Here is a 20,397-nt window from a genome sequence, read left to right on the forward strand (position 1 = left end):
GCTACAATTTAAAACTGTAAGTGCCGGCAGTTATTGCCAAACCTTTAAGATTATTTACCGGCTTGCCATCCAAATAGATCTTTTTACCCTGCGGGAAAGTAATGGTGGCGGTGGTATTTGCCGGGATGGTTACATGGTATTCCACGGCTTCGCCATTGCGTTTCCACGAGGAAATGATTTTGCCATAAGGCCCGGAATGCGACGCCTCGAACTGGTTTAGCCCGGCTACGAAGTTTGGTTTCAGTATCACATGCTTAAAGCCGGGGTTTTGCTCGTCAGGCTCGATGCCACCTATGCCACGGTACAGCCAGGCACCAATACCGCCGAACATAATGTGGTTGAGCGAGATATCGTGCTTGGCATCAATCGCCCAGTTTTCGTACAGGGTAGTAGCGCCATTCACCATCCACCAGCCCCATGATGGGTAGGTCTCCTGCGACGCTATTTTGTAAGCCACATCGGCATAGCCATTATCGCTCAGGGCGTTCATAATGGCTTTTCCGCCTAAGATCCCCACATCCAAATGGAAATTATCCGCCTCTACACGTTTAGCCAGGTTGGCCGCAACGCGGGCTTTGTAGGCATCGGGCACCAGCCCCATAAAAAGCGGTACGCTTAGTTCGGTTTGTAGCCCTTTGTTGTAGCTGCCGGTTTGCTCGTTCAGGTATTTATCGTTAAAGGCTTTTTTTATTTTGGACTGGAGGACGGTGTATTTGTTGTAATCATCCGTTTTACCCAACAGCTTCGCAATTTTGGCCAGTATGGCTACATCGGCAAAGTAGTAGCAGGTAGAGGTGAGCTCCACCGGCGACACCGATTTTACGGGCACCCAATCGCCCAGGCCCCAGCTGCAAAGGCCGGTAGGATAAAGGTCATCTATGTGGTTTACGTAGCGACGGATGTTATCGTAATTATCGGCCAGGATCTTCTTATCGCCATAAAACATATACACGTTCCAGGGAATCATCGCTACGGTGCTGGTCCAGTCGGGGCCGTTACCCCATTCGTAACCCCAGCCGGCTGTTGGGATGATAGACGGCAATACGCCGTTGGGCTGCTGCTCGTCGCGATGGTCGGCCATCCATTTTTCGTAAACGGTAATGCCGTCGAAGTTATATAAGCCGGTTTCCGATGCAATGATGGCGTCGCCAGTCCAGCCGTTCTTTTCGCGCTGCGGGCAATCCGTAGGGTAGCCAAACAGGTTGCTGAGGTACGAGTTGTTGGTGGCGTACCAAATTTTATTGATGGTAGGGTTGGAAGTATTTACATTGCCCACCGGCGCTACATCGCTATGCATAAAATACCCTGTGAGGCTGGTTGCGGTCAATTCAACAGGTTCGCTGCTGTTAACCTCTACATATTGAAAGCCTTTGTAATTGAACTTCGGCATAAAGGTTTCCTGTCCCTTGCCGCTAAGCGTAAAAATATCTACTTGGAAAGGGTCCTTATCATCGGTAGGGCGGTAATGCAGGTCGATATTGGAAAGATCTACGTGGCCGTCCTTTTGCAGCCTTTCGCCGTGTTTAAGGCGGATAACGGTACCTGCTTTGCCGCTCACCGTTATCTTGCTTACGCCGGAGATGTTTCGCCCTAAATCGAACACGTAATTATCGTCATCAAACTTGTTAAGAGTCTTGGTTGGCACTTCTTCTACCGCGCGGATGGGTACTACTTGCTGCGATACGATATTTTGCGAAGGCGTGGGACGGGCAAAGGCCGGTTTCCATTTGGCATCGTCAAAATTAATGGTGTTCCAGCCGGGTTGGTCAAGCCGGGCATCGTAATGCTCGGCAGTATAAATGCTGTTTAAGGTTATCGGACTTAAATTGGTTTTCCATTGTTCGCTGGAAGTGATGGTTTCGAAGGTGCCGTCCTCGTAGGTTATCCTTAGGTCGAGGCAGAAGGTTGGGCGGGCGCGCCATGATGCCAAATGGAAATCCCAAACGGCGGTGCTTTGATGGTTATACCAGCCGTTGCCCAGCAAAACACCGATGGCGTTTTTGCCCGCTGCCACCTGTTTTGTTACATCGTAGGTAACGTATAGCGTACGTCTGTCGAACCGGGTGTACATGGGATCTAACCGGTGGTTGCCTATCTTTTCGCCGTTGATATAAAGCTCATACAAACCTGCTACGGCAATATAAGCCCTTGCCGATCTTACCTTTTTACCCGTGCTAAACGTAGTACGAAAATAGGGTGCAGGTTTTACATTAACGCCATTCTGGTCGCTTATCCAGGTGCCTTTCCAGTTGTTCATGCCCATCATGCCCGTCTCGAAGCTGCTAATGGCTGATGGTGCCGACTTTACACCATCTTTATCCCAAACAACCACCTGCCAAAAATATTTGGTAAAAGGCTGTAAAGCCTTGCCTTGGTAAGTGGCTAATATGTTTGATGAAATTATTTTAGCGGTTGCCCAGATGTTGCCTTTGCCGCTGCTTACCACTGCGGAGTCGGTCCCCACAAAAATTTGGTAAGCGGTTTGTTTTGCTCCCTGTCTGCTATCCGCCAGCATCCAGCCCAGGCGGGGGTGCGGGGCATCTACCCCGAGTGGGTTTGTAAGGTATTCGCAACGTAAATTAATGGGTTTAACATTGGCTGCGTTTGCGTTAACGGTAATAAACAGGAGTAAGCTTAACAGGCGGAAGTATGGTTTCATGGTTCGGCTAATATCGAAATTAGCGGGGGGCTTGACAAGGGCTTTTTGAATTGAAAAACGTAATAAACCACGTTGTCATTTCGAACGAGCGATAGCGAGGAGAAATTTTATCAGCTTTGCAAATCGGATATGAATAGCGGTCATAGCATGCCGTAGAAGATTTCTCGTCGCTGCGCTTTCCTCGAAATGACAGCGTGAGGTACTACTCTACAACTTCTTAACCTTAATATCCTTGAACCAAACATCCGCCCCATGGTCCTGCAAAACGATGTGGCCTTTTTTAAAGGTGCCGAAATCGGGCCATTCTTTAAACTTGCTTGCAGCTACCAACTTTTTCCAGTTATCGTTCCAAAGTTTGGTGGTAATAACCTGCTCATCATTCACAAAAATGTTTAGCACGCCGTTGTTGGCCAGCACTATGGTTTTGTTCCACTCGCCTGCTGGTTTTACCACTTCTTTGCTTATCGAGATCAGATCGTACAGGTCGCCTGCGCGGTGTTTTGGTATTTGCCCGTCCTCGTTTTCCTTATTATCAGCCACTTGGGTCTCTATGCCCGTGTACCAGCTGTACTTGTACTTCTCCGGGTTATCGTTCACATAAAATATAATGCCGCTATTACCTGCTTTGGAGATCTTCCACTCCACACTCAGCTCGAAGTTTTCATATTCGGCATCGCTCACCAGGTCGCCTCCGTTTTTGGTTTGCCAGTCGTTTTTTGCAGATGCATCTAAATGCAGCACACCGTTCTCCGCTTTCCAGGCTTTGCCTGCTTCGTTTTTGCCGTAAGTATGCCAGCCTTTGGTGGTTTTGCCATCAAATATGGGCTTCCAGGCGGTGTCTTTTGTGGCGCCGCTATCTATGGTGGCTGTAGTGTTGTTGCTTTGAGAGGAATGACAGCCACTTATGATGACGGCGGCCAGCATTAAAAGTAGAAGGTTTTTCATGGTAGTTGGACTTGAGGGCTTAAAAAACGTTACAAATTTCCTTTCTTCATTTCGCTTACTGCATAGGTTGCCGCCCGCGCGGTAAGCGCCATGTATAATATAGATGGACTTTGGTTACCCGTGCTGGCCATGCAGGCCCCATCGGTTACAAATACGTTTTTACATTGATGTAATTGGTTCCATTGGTTCAGCAGCGAGGTTTTTGGGTCCTTACCCATCCGCACGCCGCCCATCTCATGTATATCTAACCCCGGAGCTTGCTTATTGTTGTAAGTTTGTATGTTTTTACAACCCGCTTTTTCCAGCATCTCGCTGGTTTGGGTATGGAAGTCTTTTACCATCCGCTCATCGTTATCATCATACGATACGGAAGTGACAAGTAAAGGGATGCCCCACTGGTCTTTTTTATCCTCGCTCAGGCGTACGTGGTTGCTTTCCTTGGGCACAGTTTCGCCCTGCAGGTAAGCAAACACATGCCAGCTGCCGGGTTCGCAAAGGTCGTCTTTGTATCGTGCGCCAACCTGGCCCTGTTCGGTTTCGGGGGTATGCTGGTCGCGATAGGCATTCATAAAGGTGGTGTAACCGCCATGGAAATCGGTCTCCTGCTTGTGCAGGTTGCGGAAGTTTACCAAAATGAGGTCGGTTGGATTGCGACCGAAATAGTATTTATCCAGGAAACCGTCGATATCGGCACTAACCGAAGCCCGGTAATTATGGAAAGCAATGTATTTACCCAGCAAGCCGCTATCGTTACCCAGGCCATTAGGGAAACGGTTTGATTTGGAATTGAGCAAGACTAAATTGCTGTTAAGTGCCGAGGCATTGAGGAAGATGATCCGGGCCTTGTATTCGATAACCTCTTTGGTATTGGCATCTATTACCCGCACGCCCGAGGCTTTGCCCAGTTTTTCATCGTAAATAATAGAATGCACCACCGAATGCGGACGGATGGTCAAATTGCCCGTCTTTTTGGCCCATGGCAGGGTAGAGCTCACCGAACTGAAGTAGCCGCCGAATGGACAGCCGCGCATACACATGTTGCGTGCCTGGCATTTGCCGCGGCCCTGGTCCAGGTGTACCTGCTGCGGGTCGGTGAGGTGTGCCCATCGGGCATGCACCAGGTGCCTATCGGTATAGTTTTCGTTTAGTTTTTGTTTGATGTGGGTGAGGGGCGCGTTCATGTCGAAGGGTTTCATAAACTCGCCGTCGGGCATGGCCTCCAGTCCGTCCTTATTCCCGCAGATGCCGATGAATTTCTCCACATGTGAATACCATGGCGCAACATCTTGATAACCGATGGGCCAGCCGATGCCGTAGCCAAAACGCTCGGGGGCGGTAAATTCAAACTCGCTCCAGCGTTGGGTAGCGCGCCCCCACGTTAACGATTTGCCGCCAACCTGGTATCCGCGAATCCAGTCGAAAGGTTTTTCCTGTATGTAGGGGTGATCGGCGTCTTTCACGAAGAAATGGTCGCAATCATCGCCATAGCCTGCTGCTTTGGTGATCAGTGGGTTTTCTTCCTGTTGCTGGCGGTTAATGCGGCCCCGGTAACGGAACTCCCACGGAGGAGTAGTTGCCGTAGGGTAGTCTTTGTTGTGCTCCACATTTCGGCCGCGTTCCAGCACCAGGGTTTTTAAACCCTGTTCGCAAAGTTCCTTGGCTGCCCATCCTCCGCTGATCCCCGACCCGATCACTATTGCATCGTACGTTAACGACGCAACATCATCCTTCAAATTTAACGACATGTAAAATCCTTTATAATTGGTATTATAAAGATGAGGATATTAATTGGGAAATGTAATCGTCCAGCACTTTTAGGGTAGGGCTTTCGCCCGATTTTATGTAACAATTTGATGAGGAATTGGCCAGGATAAGCGATGCGCCGGTATCCAGCCCCAACAATTGCGCGGTACAAAAGCCAGCATTGAAGTTATCACCTGCACCGGTGGATATGGTAGGATTGGCTATAAAAACGGGTTGGTTGGCATAGGTACCTTCGGCATCCCAGGCCAGCGACATTTTTGATGTGTGAATAATGAGCGTGGCTGCACCAAGCATTGGAAACAGGGCATTGCCAACCTCATGTAGCTCTTCCGACAGGTTGGAGCCGACGAATATTTTATGAAGGATCCCTGCCTCGTTTCGGTTTAAGCTGAGCGTTACCTTACCATAGTTCCCGAATTGTTTTACCAGGTTGATAGCGATTTTTATGGTTTCCGTGCTGCGTTTAGAGCAGTCGGACAAGTCAACAAAGAATTGCCGGGTTGCGCCCGTGCCGGTAAATACTTCGTCTATCAAGCCCTGCCAGATATTGTTGGAATGGTCCAACTCGCTCCAGTTAACCAGGCAAACCAGGTCAGCATCGCTGAAGATATCCTTTAATTTTTGTAGCCCAATAGCGGATTTGATAACGGCCCAGTTGGCGTGGTTCAAATCCGTCATTTGGGCGAGCATGATCTTACCATCGGTAAACTCCATCGCGGTAGTAAAACCCGGATTGGTAAAGCTATGCAGGGTACAGGAGGGGTGCATGCCGGCAAAGGCAGGGTGTAGAGACGGCAATCCGAATGCGCCAACACAATCTACACCCGTACCCAACTGCGCCATGGCATTAGCCATAATGGGCATATTGCCGCCAAGCTTTAGCAGCTGTTCCTCGCTCTCCAAACTAAAACCTGAGCCGCTTTTTGCCGAGATATAATCTCCAAATTGTTTAATGGTTTCGAAATGCTCCGTAGTGCCGCTTTCAGTTTTGGTATTCACCACTTTTACAATAGAATCCACAAAGCCATCAAAACCCGCCGCTATTTTTTTGGATGCGAGTATAGCCGGAGCATTCTGTAGGTGTTCCTGAATTAAGAGCAGTTTGTCCCTCATTGTTACGATACGTGTTCCAATTTAGAAGCAGCGCCTTTATCAAGTAAGATACGAGCTTGGGCTATATTTTGCAGGATGGACGCCGGCACGTCCGGACTGATATGGCCTTGCAAACTATCGGCAATGATAGTCGCCTTTTTCTCTCCCGAGGCAATGAGCACCGCCATTTTTGCCTCTGATAAATGCTTTAAGCCGAGGGTGATGCCTTGTGTTAAAGCGGTTGTTTGTTTAAAATATTTCTGACCAACTTCTACTGTAATAGGCGCAAGTTCCGACAGATGTGCGTACAGATCGAAAGGGGTTCCCGGCTCGTTTAAACCTAAATGCCCATTCATGCCGATGCCTACGATCATCATATCCAAACCGCCATGTTCGGCAATAAATGTGTTGATGCGTTCGCATTCACCCTCTAAGTCCTCCGCTTTGGCGTCGAACATCACCACGCGCTCCGGGTCGAGGTCCAGGTGGTTGAAGAAATTAGTGTGCAGGTAATGTTTGCAGCTGCCGTAGTCGCGCTCGTCCATACCTACCCATTCGTCCAGCCCGATGATGGTGCATTGGCTGAAATCGGCTTTGTCTTCTTTGGCGTATTCCACCAAATACTTCAGCATGCCCGAAGGTGATTCTCCCGAAGGGAAAACAATAAGCGATGTTGGTTTTTCGGCCAGTTGCACAGCAACCAAATCTGCTGCGGCTTTCGACATATCGTCGGTGGTTGGGTATATGGATATTTTCATGGTTGTTGGGTAGTCTTTTTTTAATTCCCCTCTCGAGAGGGGGCGCGTGGGTTAAGAGCGGTGGCAGGGGTGTGTTCACGACGTGGTATTTCGTTTTAGTAAGGCATCACGCTTAACACACCCCTGCACCCCTCTTAAGAGGGGAATCGCACGAGGCCCCCGCTTTTTTATCGTTAATTCTATTTATGGTTCAACCACAAATCTACCGGCTTAGCCACCTTGGCACTAAAGGGCAAATTTATCTTCTTCCCCGCACCTGCTGATGCATAAGCCGCATAGATCATCTCCATTACTGCGCGGCCATCGTCGCCGGTTACCAGCGGGGTTTTGTTTTCGCGAACGCATTCTATAAAATGCTTCAGCTCGTGCGGGTAGCCTTGGTTAAATACTTCCTCGAAAACGGTAAAACTCCAGCCTGCTGTGGTATCGGCTTTCTCCATTGCGTAACCGTAACCATCGCGACTATAAGTGATGGCTGCGTTCCCCATAAATAAGTCGGCATAAATTACGCCGCCGGTGCCGTAGATCTCGCATTTATCATCCATGCCGCCGTGCTTGGCCCAGCTGCTTTCGGCAATGCAGGTTACGCCGTTCTCAAATTCTACAATCACTACTGCGTTGTCCTCGCCTTTGGTACGGCCTTTGTGGAAAACGGTATCCATGGTGGCGTAAACGCTTTTTACCTTGGCGTGGTTGGTCATCCAGCGGAACCAGCCTAAGGCATGGCAGCCCATATCCATCAGCACGCCGCCGCCTGCCAGGTTGATATCGTAGAACCAGTCGGTATGCGGGCCGCTGTGTTTTTCTGATTGTTTAAGCATGTACACCTCGCCAACAGCGCCTTCCTTTACCAAATGCCTTGCCCGCTCATATTTTGGCGCGAAGCAAAGTTCTTCGGCATACATCAGCTTTACGTTGTTGGCTTTACAGGTAGCAATCATTTCGTCGGCCTCTTCCAGCGTAACGGCCAGTGGTTTTTCGATGATGATGTGCTTGCCGGCTTTGGCGGCTTTGATGCAGCATTCGGCGTGCAGGTAGTTGGGTACGCAGATATCCACTACTTCGCAATCGGTGTTGGCAAGCAGTTCGTCTACATCGCTAAACCATTGCGCAATGTGGAATTTTTCTGCAAAGGCTTTGGCTTTGTCCGCATTGCGGGCGTATACGGCCACTACTTCGGCTTCGGGGATAAAACGATGGTACGATTCGAGGTGGATATCCGAGATAAAACCGGCACCCAATATGGCAACTTTAGTCCTGTTCATTATAAGCAATTATAGGTATTTCATTTTTTTGAGGTAATCCACCCAAATTACGTAAGCTTCGGGTTTTAAATGGAGGCCTTCATAGGTGTACTCGTCTTTCAGTCGCCCGTTCTTATCAGCAAAAAGAGGCGTGAGGGTGATGTAGGTATAATCCATCGCCGTGGCGTTGGCTTTGAGCATAGCGTTTACCTTTGGGATATGCTCTGCTTTATCGTAGTGTTGCGGAAAACCTGCATGTAATGTATTCAGTGGAAGGATGCTCTGCACATATATTTTGGTGTTCGGGCTTTTGGTGTGCACTTGTTTAATGATCTTGAAATAATTATAGGCGATCACCGAATCGGGGATGTCCTTGCCGATATCGTTGATGCCGATGAGGATGAAGAGTTTTTTCGGCTCGCGATCGGTAACGTCGTCCAATCTTTTCAGTAGCCCAAACGTAATATCGCCGCCAATGCCACGGTTGAGTACGGTGGTATCGTTCAGCAGTTTCGCCCAGTTGCCGGCCTCGGTAATGCTGTTGCCCAAAAAGATGGTAACGCCTTTAACTATGGGCTGCTTGCTGAATATGGCAAGGCGCTGCGGGGTATGCTCGGGGATGAATGGGATGGTATCGAACAGGTTTTGGTTGGTCGGTTTTTTTTGTGCACAAGCCATCATTGGCAAAAGCAGTAACAGGAAAATGTATTTCATTGTAGTTTATGTTGGCAGCTAAAAATAATAAAAAGGAACCGGGATGGGGCGGATTTTTAAGATTTATTGGTTTTTTTAAAATTTAGCTGCCGCGAGTTTTCAACCCGGGGTGTGCATATGGTCAGCTTTCAGCTGACGCACGCTGGAAGCTTGCAATGTGCCTGCCGCAAGATACGCTGCGCCAATCTCGCGGCAGCAAAAAATAATATAAGCAAAATTACCGGTGAATAAAAGTGCTTTGTATGTTAACCCTGTAAAACGTAATAAGTTGATTATTTGATATTTAAAAAGTTAACATATGAAAATGTGTAAACTTTTGTAAACTTTTTTATCCTTGACGGTAGATACGCCTCGAACAGAAACAGCTAGCGAGGTACTGATAAATCATAGCGACGGGTTTCGAACCTTTGAACTGCTTCCTGTCGCTTGCATATTTAACTCACCCCGACATCGCTATCGCTTGTCGACCCTCTCTGCTCCGCAAAGAGGGTGAAGAAAAAAAACTCCCCTCTTTCCAAAGGAGAGAGGGGCTGGCGGTGAGTTAACTCGTGATGCGGTCATGCCCGCTATCTTAATTAACCATAGCAATGGGTTTCAAACCCATCGCTATGGTGTTTAATAATCCTAAAAAATCCAATGAATCCCCTCAATCCCGGTTCCGGTGTGGGGTTAATATTTCATCAATCATCCCAAACTCCAGGGCTTCGGCGGCTATCATCCAGTGGTCGCGGTCGGATACTTGGTACACGCGCTCGTAGGGTTGGCCGGTGTGCAGGGAGGTGATCTCATACAATTCCTTCTTCATTTTGGTTACCTGTATGGCGGCTATCTCGATATCTGCTGCCGTACCCTGTGCCCCGCCGGATGGCTGGTGCATCATTACCCGTGAATGAGGGAGGGCGGCGCGTTTGCCTTTTGTGCCGGCGCAAAGCAGTACCTGCGCCATAGAGGCTGCCATGCCGGTGCAGATGGTGGCAACATCGGGCGAAATGAACTGCATGGTATCGTAAATGCCCAGTCCGGCATACACCGAGCCGCCTGGCGAGTTGATATAGATCTGGATATCCCTTTTGGCATCTGCCGATTGCAGGAAGAGCAATTGCGCCTGTATGATGTTGGCCACATGGTCGTCCACAGCGGTGCCCAGAAAGATGATGCGGTCCATCATTAGCCGACTGAAAACATCCATCTGCGAGATGTTAAGCTGGCGCTCTTCCAAAATATTGGGCGTCATGCCCATGGGCAGGGTGGCGGTGTTTACCCGGCTGATAAACCTATCCACATGTAAACTATTGACATGGCGGTGCCTCACCGCGTATTTGCGGAATTCATTTGTATTCATTTTTATAAAATTTAGTTGGTGTTTGCGTGAAGCCTCATCCCAACCCTTCTCCAAAGGAGAAGGGCTTTTTTGTTTTTCTTTAAGCCCTCTCCTTTGGAGAGGATTTAGGTGAGGCTATCGGAATAAACCCATTATCTTTTGCCTGAAGCTTTGGTGCTGCGGCAGGGTGAACAGTTGGTTGTGCACATCTCCTATGATGCTTATCAGGTTTTTACGCCCATATTGCTGCACCAGCCCGAGGGTTTGTTTGTGCCATTGTACTTTTAACGGTAATTCGGCATCAAGCAAAAGCTTGGCCTCAAAAAGCAGGGCCTCACCGGGGGCGGCTGTGCCTTGTACGTGCTCGTCTATCTGCTGTATCTCAGTCAATAAAGTCCTCATAAGCCAATGCATTTTGTTTAATGGTTTCGCGTACTTTTTCCAGGCATTTGTATTTCTGCACGGTTACCGATCGTTCACCCGAGTAGCCAAACAGGCCGGCTATTTGTTTCATGGGCAGCTTATCGTAATAAAAGGCACTCAATATATCCATGCACTTTTGGCCCGCGGTTTCCAGGTAGTGCAGTAGTTTTTCGGCAGCGGGCTGCGGTTCTGCTTCGTCGGGCAGGTCAAAACCTTCAAATTCATCCAGCGAGATATCATACCGCCCGTCTTTGAATTTTTTAAACCACAGGTGTTTAGCAATGCCCAGCAGGTAAGCACTTTCAGTTTTTTGCAGTTCCAGTTTCCCGGCGGCGGCTTTCTCGTAATAGATCACCAGCGCGTCCTGGAAAACATCCCGGGCATCATCAAACGAGCCGCCCAATTTGGCTACATACCTTGCCACCAGTGGAAAGGCGCTTTTGTAAAGCCGCATTATCAGCTTTTCGGTTTCGGCGTGTGTGTTGTTTACTGGCATCATATCCGCGTTTAATAGTATGTGCAGGATTTGGGAGGATTATCACCCTAAGGTGAGATTTTTTTTTCTGAACTCGAATTTAAGGAATTTTAAGAACTTACAGAATGCCTGTCGTAGCTCAAGTTCTGTCCATTCGTTAATTCCTTAAATTCGAGTTCGGAATTTTCCGCGGTAGGGATAGGAGCGGAAAACCCACAGCCGTGTGTTGGGTTGCGGGCGGGCAGGGGCGAGGATTTGCAGCGTATAGCCCGGGCTGAAAGCACCGCCCCTTTAAATTCTTTATTCTTAAATGAAATCATCGTCCGCTCATTGCCGCGGGGCTACTACTTTTTTCTTGAAAAAAAAGTAGCAAAAATTCAAGTCAGCAGAAAGGCTTCTTTGCCGCACGGGCCTTTGCCCTGCAAAGCGTACAGAACCGCGGGCTGGGAAAATTTGCCCCTCGCTTCGCCGCTCACGCCCCGCGCTTCTGCAAACATTCCCTATGCCCTTCCTGCCGCACCGCCCACCACGTTCTGCCCGCTTTCGCCCGAAGCTCTTCTGCCGACGTTCTAAAAATCTTTCGTAAAAGCATTCAGTAATCTTAAAATCCCATAATGAGAAAATCAAGGTTCAGATAATTTCTACCAAACCAGTAGAATATTGCTTTAAAATCCTATTTTTAGCGCCGCAAATGCCGGTGCAGGTTTACCGGCTATTATTCAAGGTAACACACGTAAATGAAAGTTTTAAAATTTGGCGGTACATCGGTGGGAAGCCCCGACCGTATGAAGAAACTGCTGGATATCATCAACCCCGCCGAGCAGCAAATTGTAGTGCTGTCGGCCGTATCGGGCACTACAAATAGTTTGGTAGAAATTGGACAGGCGTACCTCGCAGGCGATAAGCAGAAGGCGGCCCAACTCATCACCATTTTAAAAGGTAAGTACGAAGTATTTATTAAGGAACTTTTAGAGACACCAGAGTTTTACGAACAGGGTAAAGAGGTTATTGACTACCATTTCCGTTTATTAAGCGGACTGGCCAACGACCTGTTCACCCCCATAGAAGATAAAATTATTTTAGCGCAGGGCGAATTACTCTCCACCACGCTTTACCATATTTACCTCAAAGAGATCGGCGTACCATCGGTATTGCTGCCTGCTTTGGAGTTTATGAAGACCGATGAGGACAGCGAACCTATCGTCGACCATATCACCTCGCAGCTTACACCGCTGTTGGAAAAAAACAAGGACAATAACCTGTTCATCACCCAGGGTTACATTTGCCGCAACGCTTTTGGCGAGGTAGATAACCTGCGTCGCGGCGGCAGCGATTATACCGCATCCCTGATCGGCGCGGGCATCCGCAGCGAGGAAGTGCAGATATGGACCGATATTGACGGGATGCACAATAACGACCCACGGATTGTAAAAGGTACCAAACCTATCGCCCAGCTGTCTTTCGACGAAGCGGCCGAGCTGGCATACTTTGGCGCGAAGATATTGCACCCGCAAAGCGTGTTCCCGGCGCAAAAGTATAAGATCCCCGTGCGTTTACTGAACACTATGGATCCGCAGGCTGCCGGTACTTTAATTACCAACGACAGCGAGAAGGACAGAATAAAATCCATAGCCGCTAAGGACGATATTACCGCTATAAAGATCCAGAGCAGCCGGATGCTGCTGGCGCATGGCTTTTTACGCCGCGTTTTTGAGGTGTTTGAGCGTTACCGCACCAGTATTGATATGATCACCACATCGGAAGTAGCGGTTTCGGTTACTATTGATGATACCACTTACCTGGGCGAGATAACCAAAGAACTTGGCGCTTACGGCACCGTAGATATTGATGTGAACCAAACCATTGTTTGCGTGGTAGGCGATTTTGGTGCCGAGAAGCATGGCTATGCAGCCCGTGTGCTGGAAGCTATCAAGCATATCCCGGTGAGGATGATCTCTTATGGCGGCAGCGACCATAACATGAGCCTGCTGATAAAAACAGAAGATAAAGTAGAGGCGCTGAGAAGCTTGCATAACAGGCTGTTTTAATTTCGGATTTCGATTTCGGATCTATTAATAAAAACAGATTTGACAACTCTGTAAGAGTTGTCAAATCATAACCACCGCGTCATTGCGAGGTACGAAGCAATCCTCGGCAAGCAGGTCGGATTTGCAAAGTTGCCCTGCTAACCGATGATTGCCGCGCTATCGCTCGCAAGGACGTGTTGGAAAATAAGATACTACAATGTTCAAACAAGATACCATAGAACGCTTTAAGGGGATAGAGACCCCATTTTATTACTACAACATGGATGTGTTGCGGCAAACGCTTGATGCATGCCGTGATGCTTCATCGCAATACGGTTTCCATGTGCATTATGCCATGAAGGCTAACTTTAATACTAAAGTTATTGATGCGGTACAATCTTATGGTTTTGGTGCCGATTGCGTAAGCGGAAACGAGGTGAAAGCCGCTATTGAGCATGGTTTTGATAAAAGCAAAGTTGTTTTTGCGGGCGTGGGTAAATCTGATAAAGAAATAAACCTGGCGCTGGATGCGGACATCTTCTGCTTCAACGTAGAATCGATACAGGAGCTGGAGATCATCAACGGCTTGGCCAAAGCAAAAAATAAAGTAGCCGGCATTGCTATCCGTATCAACCCAAATGTTGATGCGCATACGCACCATTTTATCACCACAGGTTTGGATGAGAACAAGTTTGGTATCAACACCTGGCAGCTGAATGATGTGGTGGAGATGTTGCGCAAATGCACCAACCTGAAGTTCTTAGGCATCCATTTCCACATCGGCTCGCAGATTACGGATATGGAGGTGTACAAAAACCTTTGTACCCGCATTAACGAAATGCAGGATTGGTTTGAGAACCACGGCTTTGCTATAAAAATATTGAATACCGGCGGCGGCCTGGGTGTGGATTATCACAACCCGGACGGTAACACCATCCCCGATTTTGAAAGCTATTTTAAAGTGTTTAAAAAATTCCTGAACGTAAAACCCGGCCAGGAAGTGCATTTTGAACTGGGCCGCGCTTTAGTTGCTCAGTCAGCATCGCTGATCTCCCGTGTGCTTTATGTTAAAATAGGACAGAAGAAGAACTTCCTCATCCTTGATGCGGGCATGACCGAACTGATCCGCCCGATGCTTTACCAGGCGTATCATGTTATCGAAAACTTGAGTCAGGAATCAGGAATCAAGAATCAAGACAAATCCGAAATTGAACATCCGAAATCCGAAATGAAATATGATGTTGTCGGCCCCATTTGCGAGAGCACGGATTGTTTCCGCAAGGATGTTGATCTGTCGGAATCATTCCGTGGCGACCTGATAGCTGTACGCACCGCAGGCGCTTATGGCGAGGTGATGGCATCACACTATAACCTGCGCGATATGGTGCAATCGGTGTATTCCTCTTAAAATTTGTAAGCTAAACCTAATTGCGATGAACCGGCGGTGTAACCGTATACGGATCCAATGGCAAAGGTGGTGTGAAAGTTGAAATGCTTGTAACCTACAAAACTGGTAAAGCCAGAGGTAGATGAGTTATTGGTATTGAATGAGCTGCCTGTTGGCCTCAGGTCGCGGTTGATTTTGCCGGGCGTGTGGTTGGCAAAAAGCTTAAAACCGAAATTGGTGGTCTCGTTCGCCTTTACAATAAACTCGCTGAAAATACCATAGGTAAACAGTTGTGGCTGCGCCGCGCTTTGTACGTTGGGTTGCCCCACCTGCGCTTTGCGGAAAGCAAGGAAATCTCCGCCCTCGTGGGTGTACGATAGGTCTACCCCAATGAGTCTGAAATCCGTTTTTTTGGTGCTCAGGTAAAATGAAGTGGAGCCGTTAAAACCATATCCCGAAAAACTTTTATTAATGAACAGGTTATTCGTGGCAGTCCCCGTTGTGGTTGTTTGGGTTTGTGTATACACCCCGGTATAACCCATAACCCCATAACTAAAGTTAAAATGTGGTATGGTGCGCGACTGATAGATGTTAAGCACGCCGCTATTTGAACTCCCCTGCCCGCCAGCGCCGCTCTGCGCCAAATAAGCGCCCGAGGCATATACACGCGTTTTAACCGAATCTTTTGAGTGCGGCTTTATCATAAACTGCACATCGTTTTGGTACAAACCCGGCGCGTAATAACGGGTTGTGCAGGACGACAACACGCATAAAGTAATAGCAAGTAATAAAAGGTGGTTTAGATTTTTCACAGGGGATGTGTTTTGATGCACAAGTTAAATCAATCCTTTTATATAATCGTCATTAAAGTCAACAGCAAAATGCAGGATGTTATCCCTGTCGGCAAAGTCTTCAATCGGGTGGGTTGTTGTTAAAATAACCGCTTTCATGCCCGCGTTGTGGGCGGCTTCGGCGCCTTTGGGTACATCTTCAAACACAATGCAGTCTTCGGGCTTTACGCCAAGTAAAGCAGCCGGTTTGGTGAACGATTCCGGGTCGGGTTTGCTGTGGGTAACATCGTGAGCGCTTACGATGGCCTTAAAATAGTGCCGGATGTTAAGGTTATCCAGCACAAAATCGATATTGGAAGGGATAGCCGCCGAGCCAATAGCCATTGGGATGCCGGCTTGGTAAGCGCGCTCCAAAAATTCTGTAAGGCCGGGTAAAAGGGCGAGTTCATCTTTGTATTCGCGGCGGTACTGCTCTTCTTTATCCTCGGATAGTTTATCCATTTCGGCATCGGTAAACCTATCGCTACCAAACAGCCGTATCAGTACTTCGGCATTTTTGCCGTACATGTTGTTTTTTATCTCGGTATCGGTAAAGTTGCCACCAAGTTCCTGGTTTGCTATGCGCGTCCAGGCTTTGGCATGGTAGGGCATATCGTTTACCATAGTGCCGTTCAGGTCGAATATAAATGCTTTCATCTGGCGTAAAAATAATTAATACCTGTACAATCCACAGTAAAAGTTTAAGCGTACATCACTTATATAACTCATTACTCATATTGGGAATATATCGCTTTCCAAAAAATACAACAACGTTGCTTTAATTTTCGTACAACAAAATCTATTATAGTTGAAAACAACAAATACCCGCGCAAATATAATAATGAACTATACCGAGCACCAACGCCTTACTGCTGTAGACAGGTTTAAGAATCTAGATGCCGGTATTACAAAAGATATGAACGAACTGGTGGACCTGGTGGCCGAAATTTGCCAGGCACCGGTTGCGCTGGTAACACTGCTTGATGCCGACACGCAGTGGTTTAAAGCTGCTAAGGGCACCGATGTGGTGTGTACCCCGCGGGGCGTATCGTTTTGCAATAACACCATAAAGCAAAACGACCTGGTGGTTATCCCCGATATTTTAGCCGACGAGAACCATAATACAAATCCGCTGGCAACCGGCGACCCGCATGTACGTTTCTACGCCGGTGCACCGCTGATAACCGAGGATGGCTTTGCTATAGGGAGCCTTTGTGTAATAGATATGAAGCCGCGCGATCTGAATGAGCCTCAGCGAAAAGCCATGCTTACGCTGGCTAAGCAGATTGTGAATTTAATGGAGTTTAACTGGAGCGTACGCGTTTTAGAAGAACAACACAAAAAAGAGCAGGTAAATACAAAAGCGCGTAAAGAATCGGAATTGAAGCTAAAGGCGATATTTGATAGCTCGACAGACACCCATATCCTGGTGGGCCGCAATTACGAGGTGATGGCATTTAATAAATCTGCCGCTATATTTACACGCAGCCACTACCAGCATAAACTTACCAACGGCGATTCGATATTAAAATATACCGAGCCAGCCATCCTTAGCCAGTTTAAAAAATATTTTAACATAGCCCTTGCCGGCCGGTCTATAAAGCGCGAGTGGATGCTGATGCCGGGTACGACGCATGAATGCTGGAAGGTGACCACCTTTGTGCCCGTGCGCGACCATGACGGAGAGGTGATAGGCGTATCGCTTAACTCAACGGATATTACACACCGCAAACGCCAGGAGGCTTATATCAACGTACAAAACGAAGCCTTACAGCGTATTGCCATTATGCAATCGCACGAATTGCGCCGCCCGGTGGCATCGCTTTTGGGCATTATGGACCTGATGAAGATGGAGAACATCTACTTTAATTATTTTGAGATGATGGAGCTTACGGTTAACGAGCTTGACGAGAAGATCCGCGGCATTGTAAAAGATTCGGAAGATACCCTGCACGGCCGCCATTTATCCGTTGTGGCATAATAAAGGCGTTCCAAACTGTTCCGGTTTAGCCGTTCCAGTAATTTTTCTACGATTTTTATTTTTGTAATATCGTATTGGTAGTAAGCCTTATACGCCTTTTGTCTCGAGTATGGGGATGTTCCAAAGTGTTTCGCTTATTTTAACTAATGCGCTGATAGTCAATACTAATGATGTTTCAGTGTGTTCCGCTTGCAAAATGGAACACTTAAGCGCAAAATAGGCGTCGATCCGAGCGGCTTAACAGCGGGCTTATATTGTTACAAATTCATGTAAAAACAAAGTTGTGCCTTAATCCCGATTATTATCTCTACATTTGTACTTTAATAAATAACACAATGCAAAAAGAAGGAACAGTAAAATTTTTCAATGAGACAAAAGGTTTTGGCTTTATTACACCTAACGGTGGTGGCGCAGACGTATTTGTTCATTCAACAGGTCTAATCGACGAAATCCGTGAAAACGATAAAGTTGAGTTCGAAGTAGAGAACGGCAGAAAAGGCTTGAACGCAGTAAATGTAAAAGTTGTTTAATTATATATTAATCATCAAGCGTACAAAAAACGCCCCGAATTTCGGGGCGTTTTTTTTGTGAAATGATTTTTACTTATTGGGATTGCGGCGCTGGTTTAAACAGTTTTTTTGCTTTTTAGGCGCAGGAACACCCGTTCTACAAAAACGAAGCTTAGGAAAGCCAATCCCGTTGTAATTAAACCGGCTAAAAAGATGTTTACAACAAACGGTAACCTTGCGCCCGCCAAATTAAATACCACGTGCTCAACCGGGAAGGCATAGATATAAAGGCCAAACGAAAGATCGTATTTAAAGTTGAGCTGGAAACCCGAAAAGCCCCTGATACACAATACGGCAAATACAATAGGCGCTATTATTAAAAAACCGCCAAACCGCAGCACGGCGATAGCTATCAGGGCGATGAATAGCTGGCCTTTAATGTCGATAATGATATCGTCTTTAAAAATATAAAGGCAGGTGCCACACAGGTAACAAGTGTATAAAGCCCGCGCATTTGATAATATAAAAAAGGTTGGCCCTACCTGGTTATAGGTGTATATGTTAACGACATAAACGGTGTAAGCAAATATAAAGAAGAGCAGAAACGTTTGCCTGTTTGTTTTAATCAAGCCAAAAAAGCCTAAAACGATAGTGAAAATATAGCAGGTAATTTCGGGAAAGAGGCTCCATAAACTACCATTGATAGATTGCTTGTAGGCCGAGTAATTTAAAATGTTACCTATAGAATATTGTTTTATATTGAGGTAGATGTTGCTGTAGATATAAGATAGCGAACTATTGGTGCCAAAAAATGGAAATCCGGTTAACGATCTGTTGTTGACATAAAACAGCAGCGGAGCAATTACAAAGGCAGTAACAATTAAACTTACCCAGTAGCCGGGGAAGATCCTTAAAAACCTGTTCCGTAAAAACAGCAAGATATTGGGCGCCCTGTCAAAACTGGCGGTTATAAGGTAGCCGCTTAAGCAAAAGAACCCCATAACACCAACATCGCCCATGTTTACCTGGCCTTTTGAAAGCACCGCTAAAGGCTCGGAGTTATGATCGGTAAAGTAAAATGCATGCGATACAAGAACTAAAACAGCAAGGATAAGACGGAGGAGGTCGAACGCGTTTTTATTGTGGGGCATACTATTGAAAAGAATGCCTAAAGTAATAATTTAAGATAACATAGTTTATCGAAATGGGCAATTGCAGCCGTAAAAACTCAATCTGCAACACTGTAACCTTAACGTACAGAGTGTCATTCATTCCCGCTTATCCAAAACAGCACGGCACCGATGGCCAAGCCGGCTATTAGTACAGCTATCAGCATATCTAATACACGCCTCAATATTTTTTTAGGCTGCGACTCCCGGCGATCAATAATAGGTAAAAAGGCATATTTGATAGTGAATAATAAAATGATAAGAATGATGCTTACCAGGTAAAACACCTTGCGGAAGTGTATGGATTGAAGTACGGTTTGCATATTTACAATTTTTTGTTTTGCAGTCAGCGGTGTGCAAAAAGCAAGCCTTTATATATTACTATTGAAAAATAATTGGTTTATGACGCTATTGTGTTGCAATGCGGCGCAGGGAGGGGCATATTTGTTTTAAAAGTTAGCGATATTTTTTTTAAATAATTTAAACACAACGGCATGGGCTTTGTTACCTATAAACAAATCATCTACTAAAAACCAAAAAGGATATGAAAGATCAAGCAAAAATTATAGCAGCGCTTTTAGTGGGTGCTGCAGCAGGCGCCGCACTGGGCTTATTATTAGCGCCCGAAAAAGGTGAAGAACTAAGAGGCGATATTGCCGATTATGTGAACGACCTTGTAGAAACGGCAAAAAACAAAGCGCAAACTACTGCCGATAACCTGAAAGAATATGGCAGCAATGCCGTTGGTTCGGTAAAATCAAAATATAACGACCTGGTTGGCGATGCCGGCAAAGTGGTTGACAGTGCTCGCGGTACTGCCGAAGATGCTGTTGGCTCAGCCAAAGCATATGCCCAAAATGGCGCGGGCGAAGCGAAAGCAAAAGTAAAATCTGCTGCCGACGACTGGAATAACTCTATCCAGGGCGCGTAATTTGTTGGTGATAACACCAACAAAAGGCAAAATTATATTCGTTGGTGACAACACCATAGCCGTTAACTTAAGGGAATTTGGAAAGTTATTTTCAGAATGTCATTCAGACGGGGCTTCGCCTTTGGGCAAAACCACTTAGATTTTCCCATATTTGTATAGTTTTATTTT

General features: G+C 46.9%; 19 protein-coding genes. 5 read left to right on the plus strand and 14 right to left on the minus strand.

The annotated features are described in order from the left end of the window. Nucleotide 1 precedes the first annotated feature (1 nt). From IDJ77_RS21970 to IDJ77_RS22015, 10 genes are all read right to left on the minus strand, one after another. Nucleotides 2–2,659 carry an alpha-L-rhamnosidase gene (locus IDJ77_RS21970; RefSeq protein ID WP_191191128.1) on the minus strand — a complete coding sequence of 886 codons (2,658 nt, stop codon included), beginning with the start codon at nucleotides 2,657–2,659 and terminating at the stop codon, nucleotides 2–4. A 207-nt stretch (nucleotides 2,660–2,866) separates the two neighbouring features. Then, the gene (locus IDJ77_RS21975; RefSeq protein WP_191191129.1) at nucleotides 2,867–3,604 is read right to left on the minus strand and encodes a 3-keto-disaccharide hydrolase; all 738 of its coding nucleotides are present in this window, start codon (nucleotides 3,602–3,604) and stop codon (nucleotides 2,867–2,869) included. Nucleotides 3,605–3,633: 29 nt separating this feature from the next. Continuing rightward, entirely contained in the window at nucleotides 3,634–5,349 is a 1,716-nt protein-coding gene (locus IDJ77_RS21980; protein ID WP_191191130.1) for a GMC oxidoreductase, read from the minus strand. Nucleotides 5,350–5,371: 22 nt separating this feature from the next. Beyond that, on the minus strand, nucleotides 5,372–6,481 hold the full coding sequence (locus tag IDJ77_RS21985) for a carbohydrate kinase family protein (protein WP_191191131.1): 1,110 nt from the start codon (nucleotides 6,479–6,481) through the stop codon (nucleotides 5,372–5,374). Nucleotides 6,482–6,483: 2 nt separating this feature from the next. Then, on the minus strand, nucleotides 6,484–7,218 hold the full coding sequence (locus IDJ77_RS21990; protein WP_191191132.1) for a 6-phosphogluconolactonase: 735 nt from the start codon (nucleotides 7,216–7,218) through the stop codon (nucleotides 6,484–6,486). Nucleotides 7,219–7,397: 179 nt separating this feature from the next. After that, on the minus strand, nucleotides 7,398–8,483 hold the full coding sequence (locus IDJ77_RS21995; protein ID WP_191191133.1) for a Gfo/Idh/MocA family protein: 1,086 nt from the start codon (nucleotides 8,481–8,483) through the stop codon (nucleotides 7,398–7,400). 9 nt (nucleotides 8,484–8,492) lie between these two features. Further along, complete coding sequence (locus tag IDJ77_RS22000) at nucleotides 8,493–9,176, minus strand: GDSL-type esterase/lipase family protein (RefSeq protein ID WP_191191134.1); 684 nt, start codon at nucleotides 9,174–9,176, stop codon at nucleotides 8,493–8,495. A gap of 646 nt (nucleotides 9,177–9,822) precedes the next feature. Then, nucleotides 9,823–10,518, minus strand: coding sequence for an ATP-dependent Clp protease proteolytic subunit (locus IDJ77_RS22005; protein WP_191191135.1), 696 nt, complete (start codon nucleotides 10,516–10,518; stop codon nucleotides 9,823–9,825). A 114-nt stretch (nucleotides 10,519–10,632) separates the two neighbouring features. Beyond that, nucleotides 10,633–10,899, minus strand: coding sequence for a hypothetical protein (locus IDJ77_RS22010; protein ID WP_191191136.1), 267 nt, complete (start codon nucleotides 10,897–10,899; stop codon nucleotides 10,633–10,635). Next, on the minus strand, nucleotides 10,880–11,419 hold the full coding sequence (locus IDJ77_RS22015; protein WP_191191137.1) for an RNA polymerase sigma factor: 540 nt from the start codon (nucleotides 11,417–11,419) through the stop codon (nucleotides 10,880–10,882). The genes IDJ77_RS22010 and IDJ77_RS22015 overlap by 20 nt, the downstream gene beginning before the upstream one ends. Before the next feature lie 713 nt (nucleotides 11,420–12,132). Between IDJ77_RS22015 and IDJ77_RS22020 the strand changes: the two genes are divergently transcribed. Both IDJ77_RS22020 and lysA read left to right on the plus strand, forming a co-directional pair. Next, the gene (locus tag IDJ77_RS22020) at nucleotides 12,133–13,443 is read left to right on the plus strand and encodes an aspartate kinase (RefSeq protein WP_191191138.1); all 1,311 of its coding nucleotides are present in this window, start codon (nucleotides 12,133–12,135) and stop codon (nucleotides 13,441–13,443) included. Between the two features lie 196 nt (nucleotides 13,444–13,639). Further along, nucleotides 13,640–14,830 (plus strand): diaminopimelate decarboxylase, encoded by a 1,191-nt coding sequence (gene lysA, locus IDJ77_RS22025; protein ID WP_191191139.1) that lies wholly within the window; start codon nucleotides 13,640–13,642, stop codon nucleotides 14,828–14,830. Here lysA and IDJ77_RS22030 read toward each other — a convergent pair. Continuing rightward, entirely contained in the window at nucleotides 14,827–15,621 is a 795-nt protein-coding gene (locus IDJ77_RS22030) for a hypothetical protein (protein ID WP_191191140.1), read from the minus strand. The two genes, lysA and IDJ77_RS22030, sit on opposite strands and share 4 nt — an antisense overlap. 24 nt (nucleotides 15,622–15,645) lie before the next feature. Beyond that, on the minus strand, nucleotides 15,646–16,296 hold the full coding sequence (locus IDJ77_RS22035) for an HAD family hydrolase (RefSeq protein ID WP_191191141.1): 651 nt from the start codon (nucleotides 16,294–16,296) through the stop codon (nucleotides 15,646–15,648). Nucleotides 16,297–16,480: 184 nt separating this feature from the next. Here IDJ77_RS22035 and IDJ77_RS22040 point away from each other — a divergent pair, with 184 nt between their 5' ends. Both IDJ77_RS22040 and IDJ77_RS22045 read left to right on the plus strand, forming a co-directional pair. Continuing rightward, on the plus strand, nucleotides 16,481–17,620 hold the full coding sequence (locus IDJ77_RS22040; RefSeq protein ID WP_191191142.1) for a GAF domain-containing protein: 1,140 nt from the start codon (nucleotides 16,481–16,483) through the stop codon (nucleotides 17,618–17,620). A gap of 335 nt (nucleotides 17,621–17,955) precedes the next feature. Further along, entirely contained in the window at nucleotides 17,956–18,150 is a 195-nt protein-coding gene (locus IDJ77_RS22045) for a cold-shock protein (protein ID WP_128534559.1), read from the plus strand. 95 nt (nucleotides 18,151–18,245) lie between these two features. Here the strand turns inward: IDJ77_RS22045 and IDJ77_RS22050 are convergent, their stop codons facing one another. Both IDJ77_RS22050 and IDJ77_RS22055 read right to left on the minus strand, forming a co-directional pair. After that, the gene (locus IDJ77_RS22050; protein ID WP_191191143.1) at nucleotides 18,246–19,280 is read right to left on the minus strand and encodes an acyltransferase family protein; all 1,035 of its coding nucleotides are present in this window, start codon (nucleotides 19,278–19,280) and stop codon (nucleotides 18,246–18,248) included. 113 nt (nucleotides 19,281–19,393) lie between these two features. Continuing rightward, nucleotides 19,394–19,621 carry a hypothetical protein gene (locus tag IDJ77_RS22055; protein WP_191191144.1) on the minus strand — a complete coding sequence of 76 codons (228 nt, stop codon included), beginning with the start codon at nucleotides 19,619–19,621 and terminating at the stop codon, nucleotides 19,394–19,396. 221 nt (nucleotides 19,622–19,842) lie between these two features. On the opposite strand from IDJ77_RS22055, the gene IDJ77_RS22060 reads away from it, so the two are divergent. Further along, the gene (locus IDJ77_RS22060; RefSeq protein ID WP_191191145.1) at nucleotides 19,843–20,229 is read left to right on the plus strand and encodes a YtxH domain-containing protein; all 387 of its coding nucleotides are present in this window, start codon (nucleotides 19,843–19,845) and stop codon (nucleotides 20,227–20,229) included. Nucleotides 20,230–20,397: the final 168 nt, after the last annotated feature.

Origin of the sequence: Mucilaginibacter pankratovii, assembly GCF_014773265.1 — a bacterium.
GTDB classification, from domain to species: domain Bacteria; phylum Bacteroidota; class Bacteroidia; order Sphingobacteriales; family Sphingobacteriaceae; genus Mucilaginibacter; species Mucilaginibacter pankratovii.

Coding starts and splice junctions, on each gene's coding strand:
- IDJ77_RS22000 (WP_191191134.1), bottom strand. CDS start 9,176: ATGAAATACATTTTCCTGTTACTGCTTTTGCCAATGATGGCTTGTGCA.
- IDJ77_RS21980 (WP_191191130.1), bottom strand. CDS start 5,349: ATGTCGTTAAATTTGAAGGATGATGTTGCGTCGTTAACGTACGATGCA.
- IDJ77_RS22010 (WP_191191136.1), bottom strand. CDS start 10,899: ATGAGGACTTTATTGACTGAGATACAGCAGATAGACGAGCACGTACAA.
- IDJ77_RS21975 (WP_191191129.1), bottom strand. CDS start 3,604: ATGAAAAACCTTCTACTTTTAATGCTGGCCGCCGTCATCATAAGTGGC.
- IDJ77_RS21995 (WP_191191133.1), bottom strand. CDS start 8,483: ATGAACAGGACTAAAGTTGCCATATTGGGTGCCGGTTTTATCTCGGAT.
- IDJ77_RS21970 (WP_191191128.1), bottom strand. CDS start 2,659: ATGAAACCATACTTCCGCCTGTTAAGCTTACTCCTGTTTATTACCGTT.
- IDJ77_RS21985 (WP_191191131.1), bottom strand. CDS start 6,481: ATGAGGGACAAACTGCTCTTAATTCAGGAACACCTACAGAATGCTCCG.
- IDJ77_RS22050 (WP_191191143.1), bottom strand. CDS start 19,280: ATGCCCCACAATAAAAACGCGTTCGACCTCCTCCGTCTTATCCTTGCT.
- IDJ77_RS22035 (WP_191191141.1), bottom strand. CDS start 16,296: ATGAAAGCATTTATATTCGACCTGAACGGCACTATGGTAAACGATATG.
- lysA (WP_191191139.1), top strand. CDS start 13,640: ATGTTCAAACAAGATACCATAGAACGCTTTAAGGGGATAGAGACCCCA.
- IDJ77_RS22055 (WP_191191144.1), bottom strand. CDS start 19,621: ATGCAAACCGTACTTCAATCCATACACTTCCGCAAGGTGTTTTACCTG.
- IDJ77_RS22045 (WP_128534559.1), top strand. CDS start 17,956: ATGCAAAAAGAAGGAACAGTAAAATTTTTCAATGAGACAAAAGGTTTT.
- IDJ77_RS22015 (WP_191191137.1), bottom strand. CDS start 11,419: ATGATGCCAGTAAACAACACACACGCCGAAACCGAAAAGCTGATAATG.
- IDJ77_RS22040 (WP_191191142.1), top strand. CDS start 16,481: ATGAACTATACCGAGCACCAACGCCTTACTGCTGTAGACAGGTTTAAG.
- IDJ77_RS22060 (WP_191191145.1), top strand. CDS start 19,843: ATGAAAGATCAAGCAAAAATTATAGCAGCGCTTTTAGTGGGTGCTGCA.
- IDJ77_RS21990 (WP_191191132.1), bottom strand. CDS start 7,218: ATGAAAATATCCATATACCCAACCACCGACGATATGTCGAAAGCCGCA.
- IDJ77_RS22005 (WP_191191135.1), bottom strand. CDS start 10,518: ATGAATACAAATGAATTCCGCAAATACGCGGTGAGGCACCGCCATGTC.
- IDJ77_RS22020 (WP_191191138.1), top strand. CDS start 12,133: ATGAAAGTTTTAAAATTTGGCGGTACATCGGTGGGAAGCCCCGACCGT.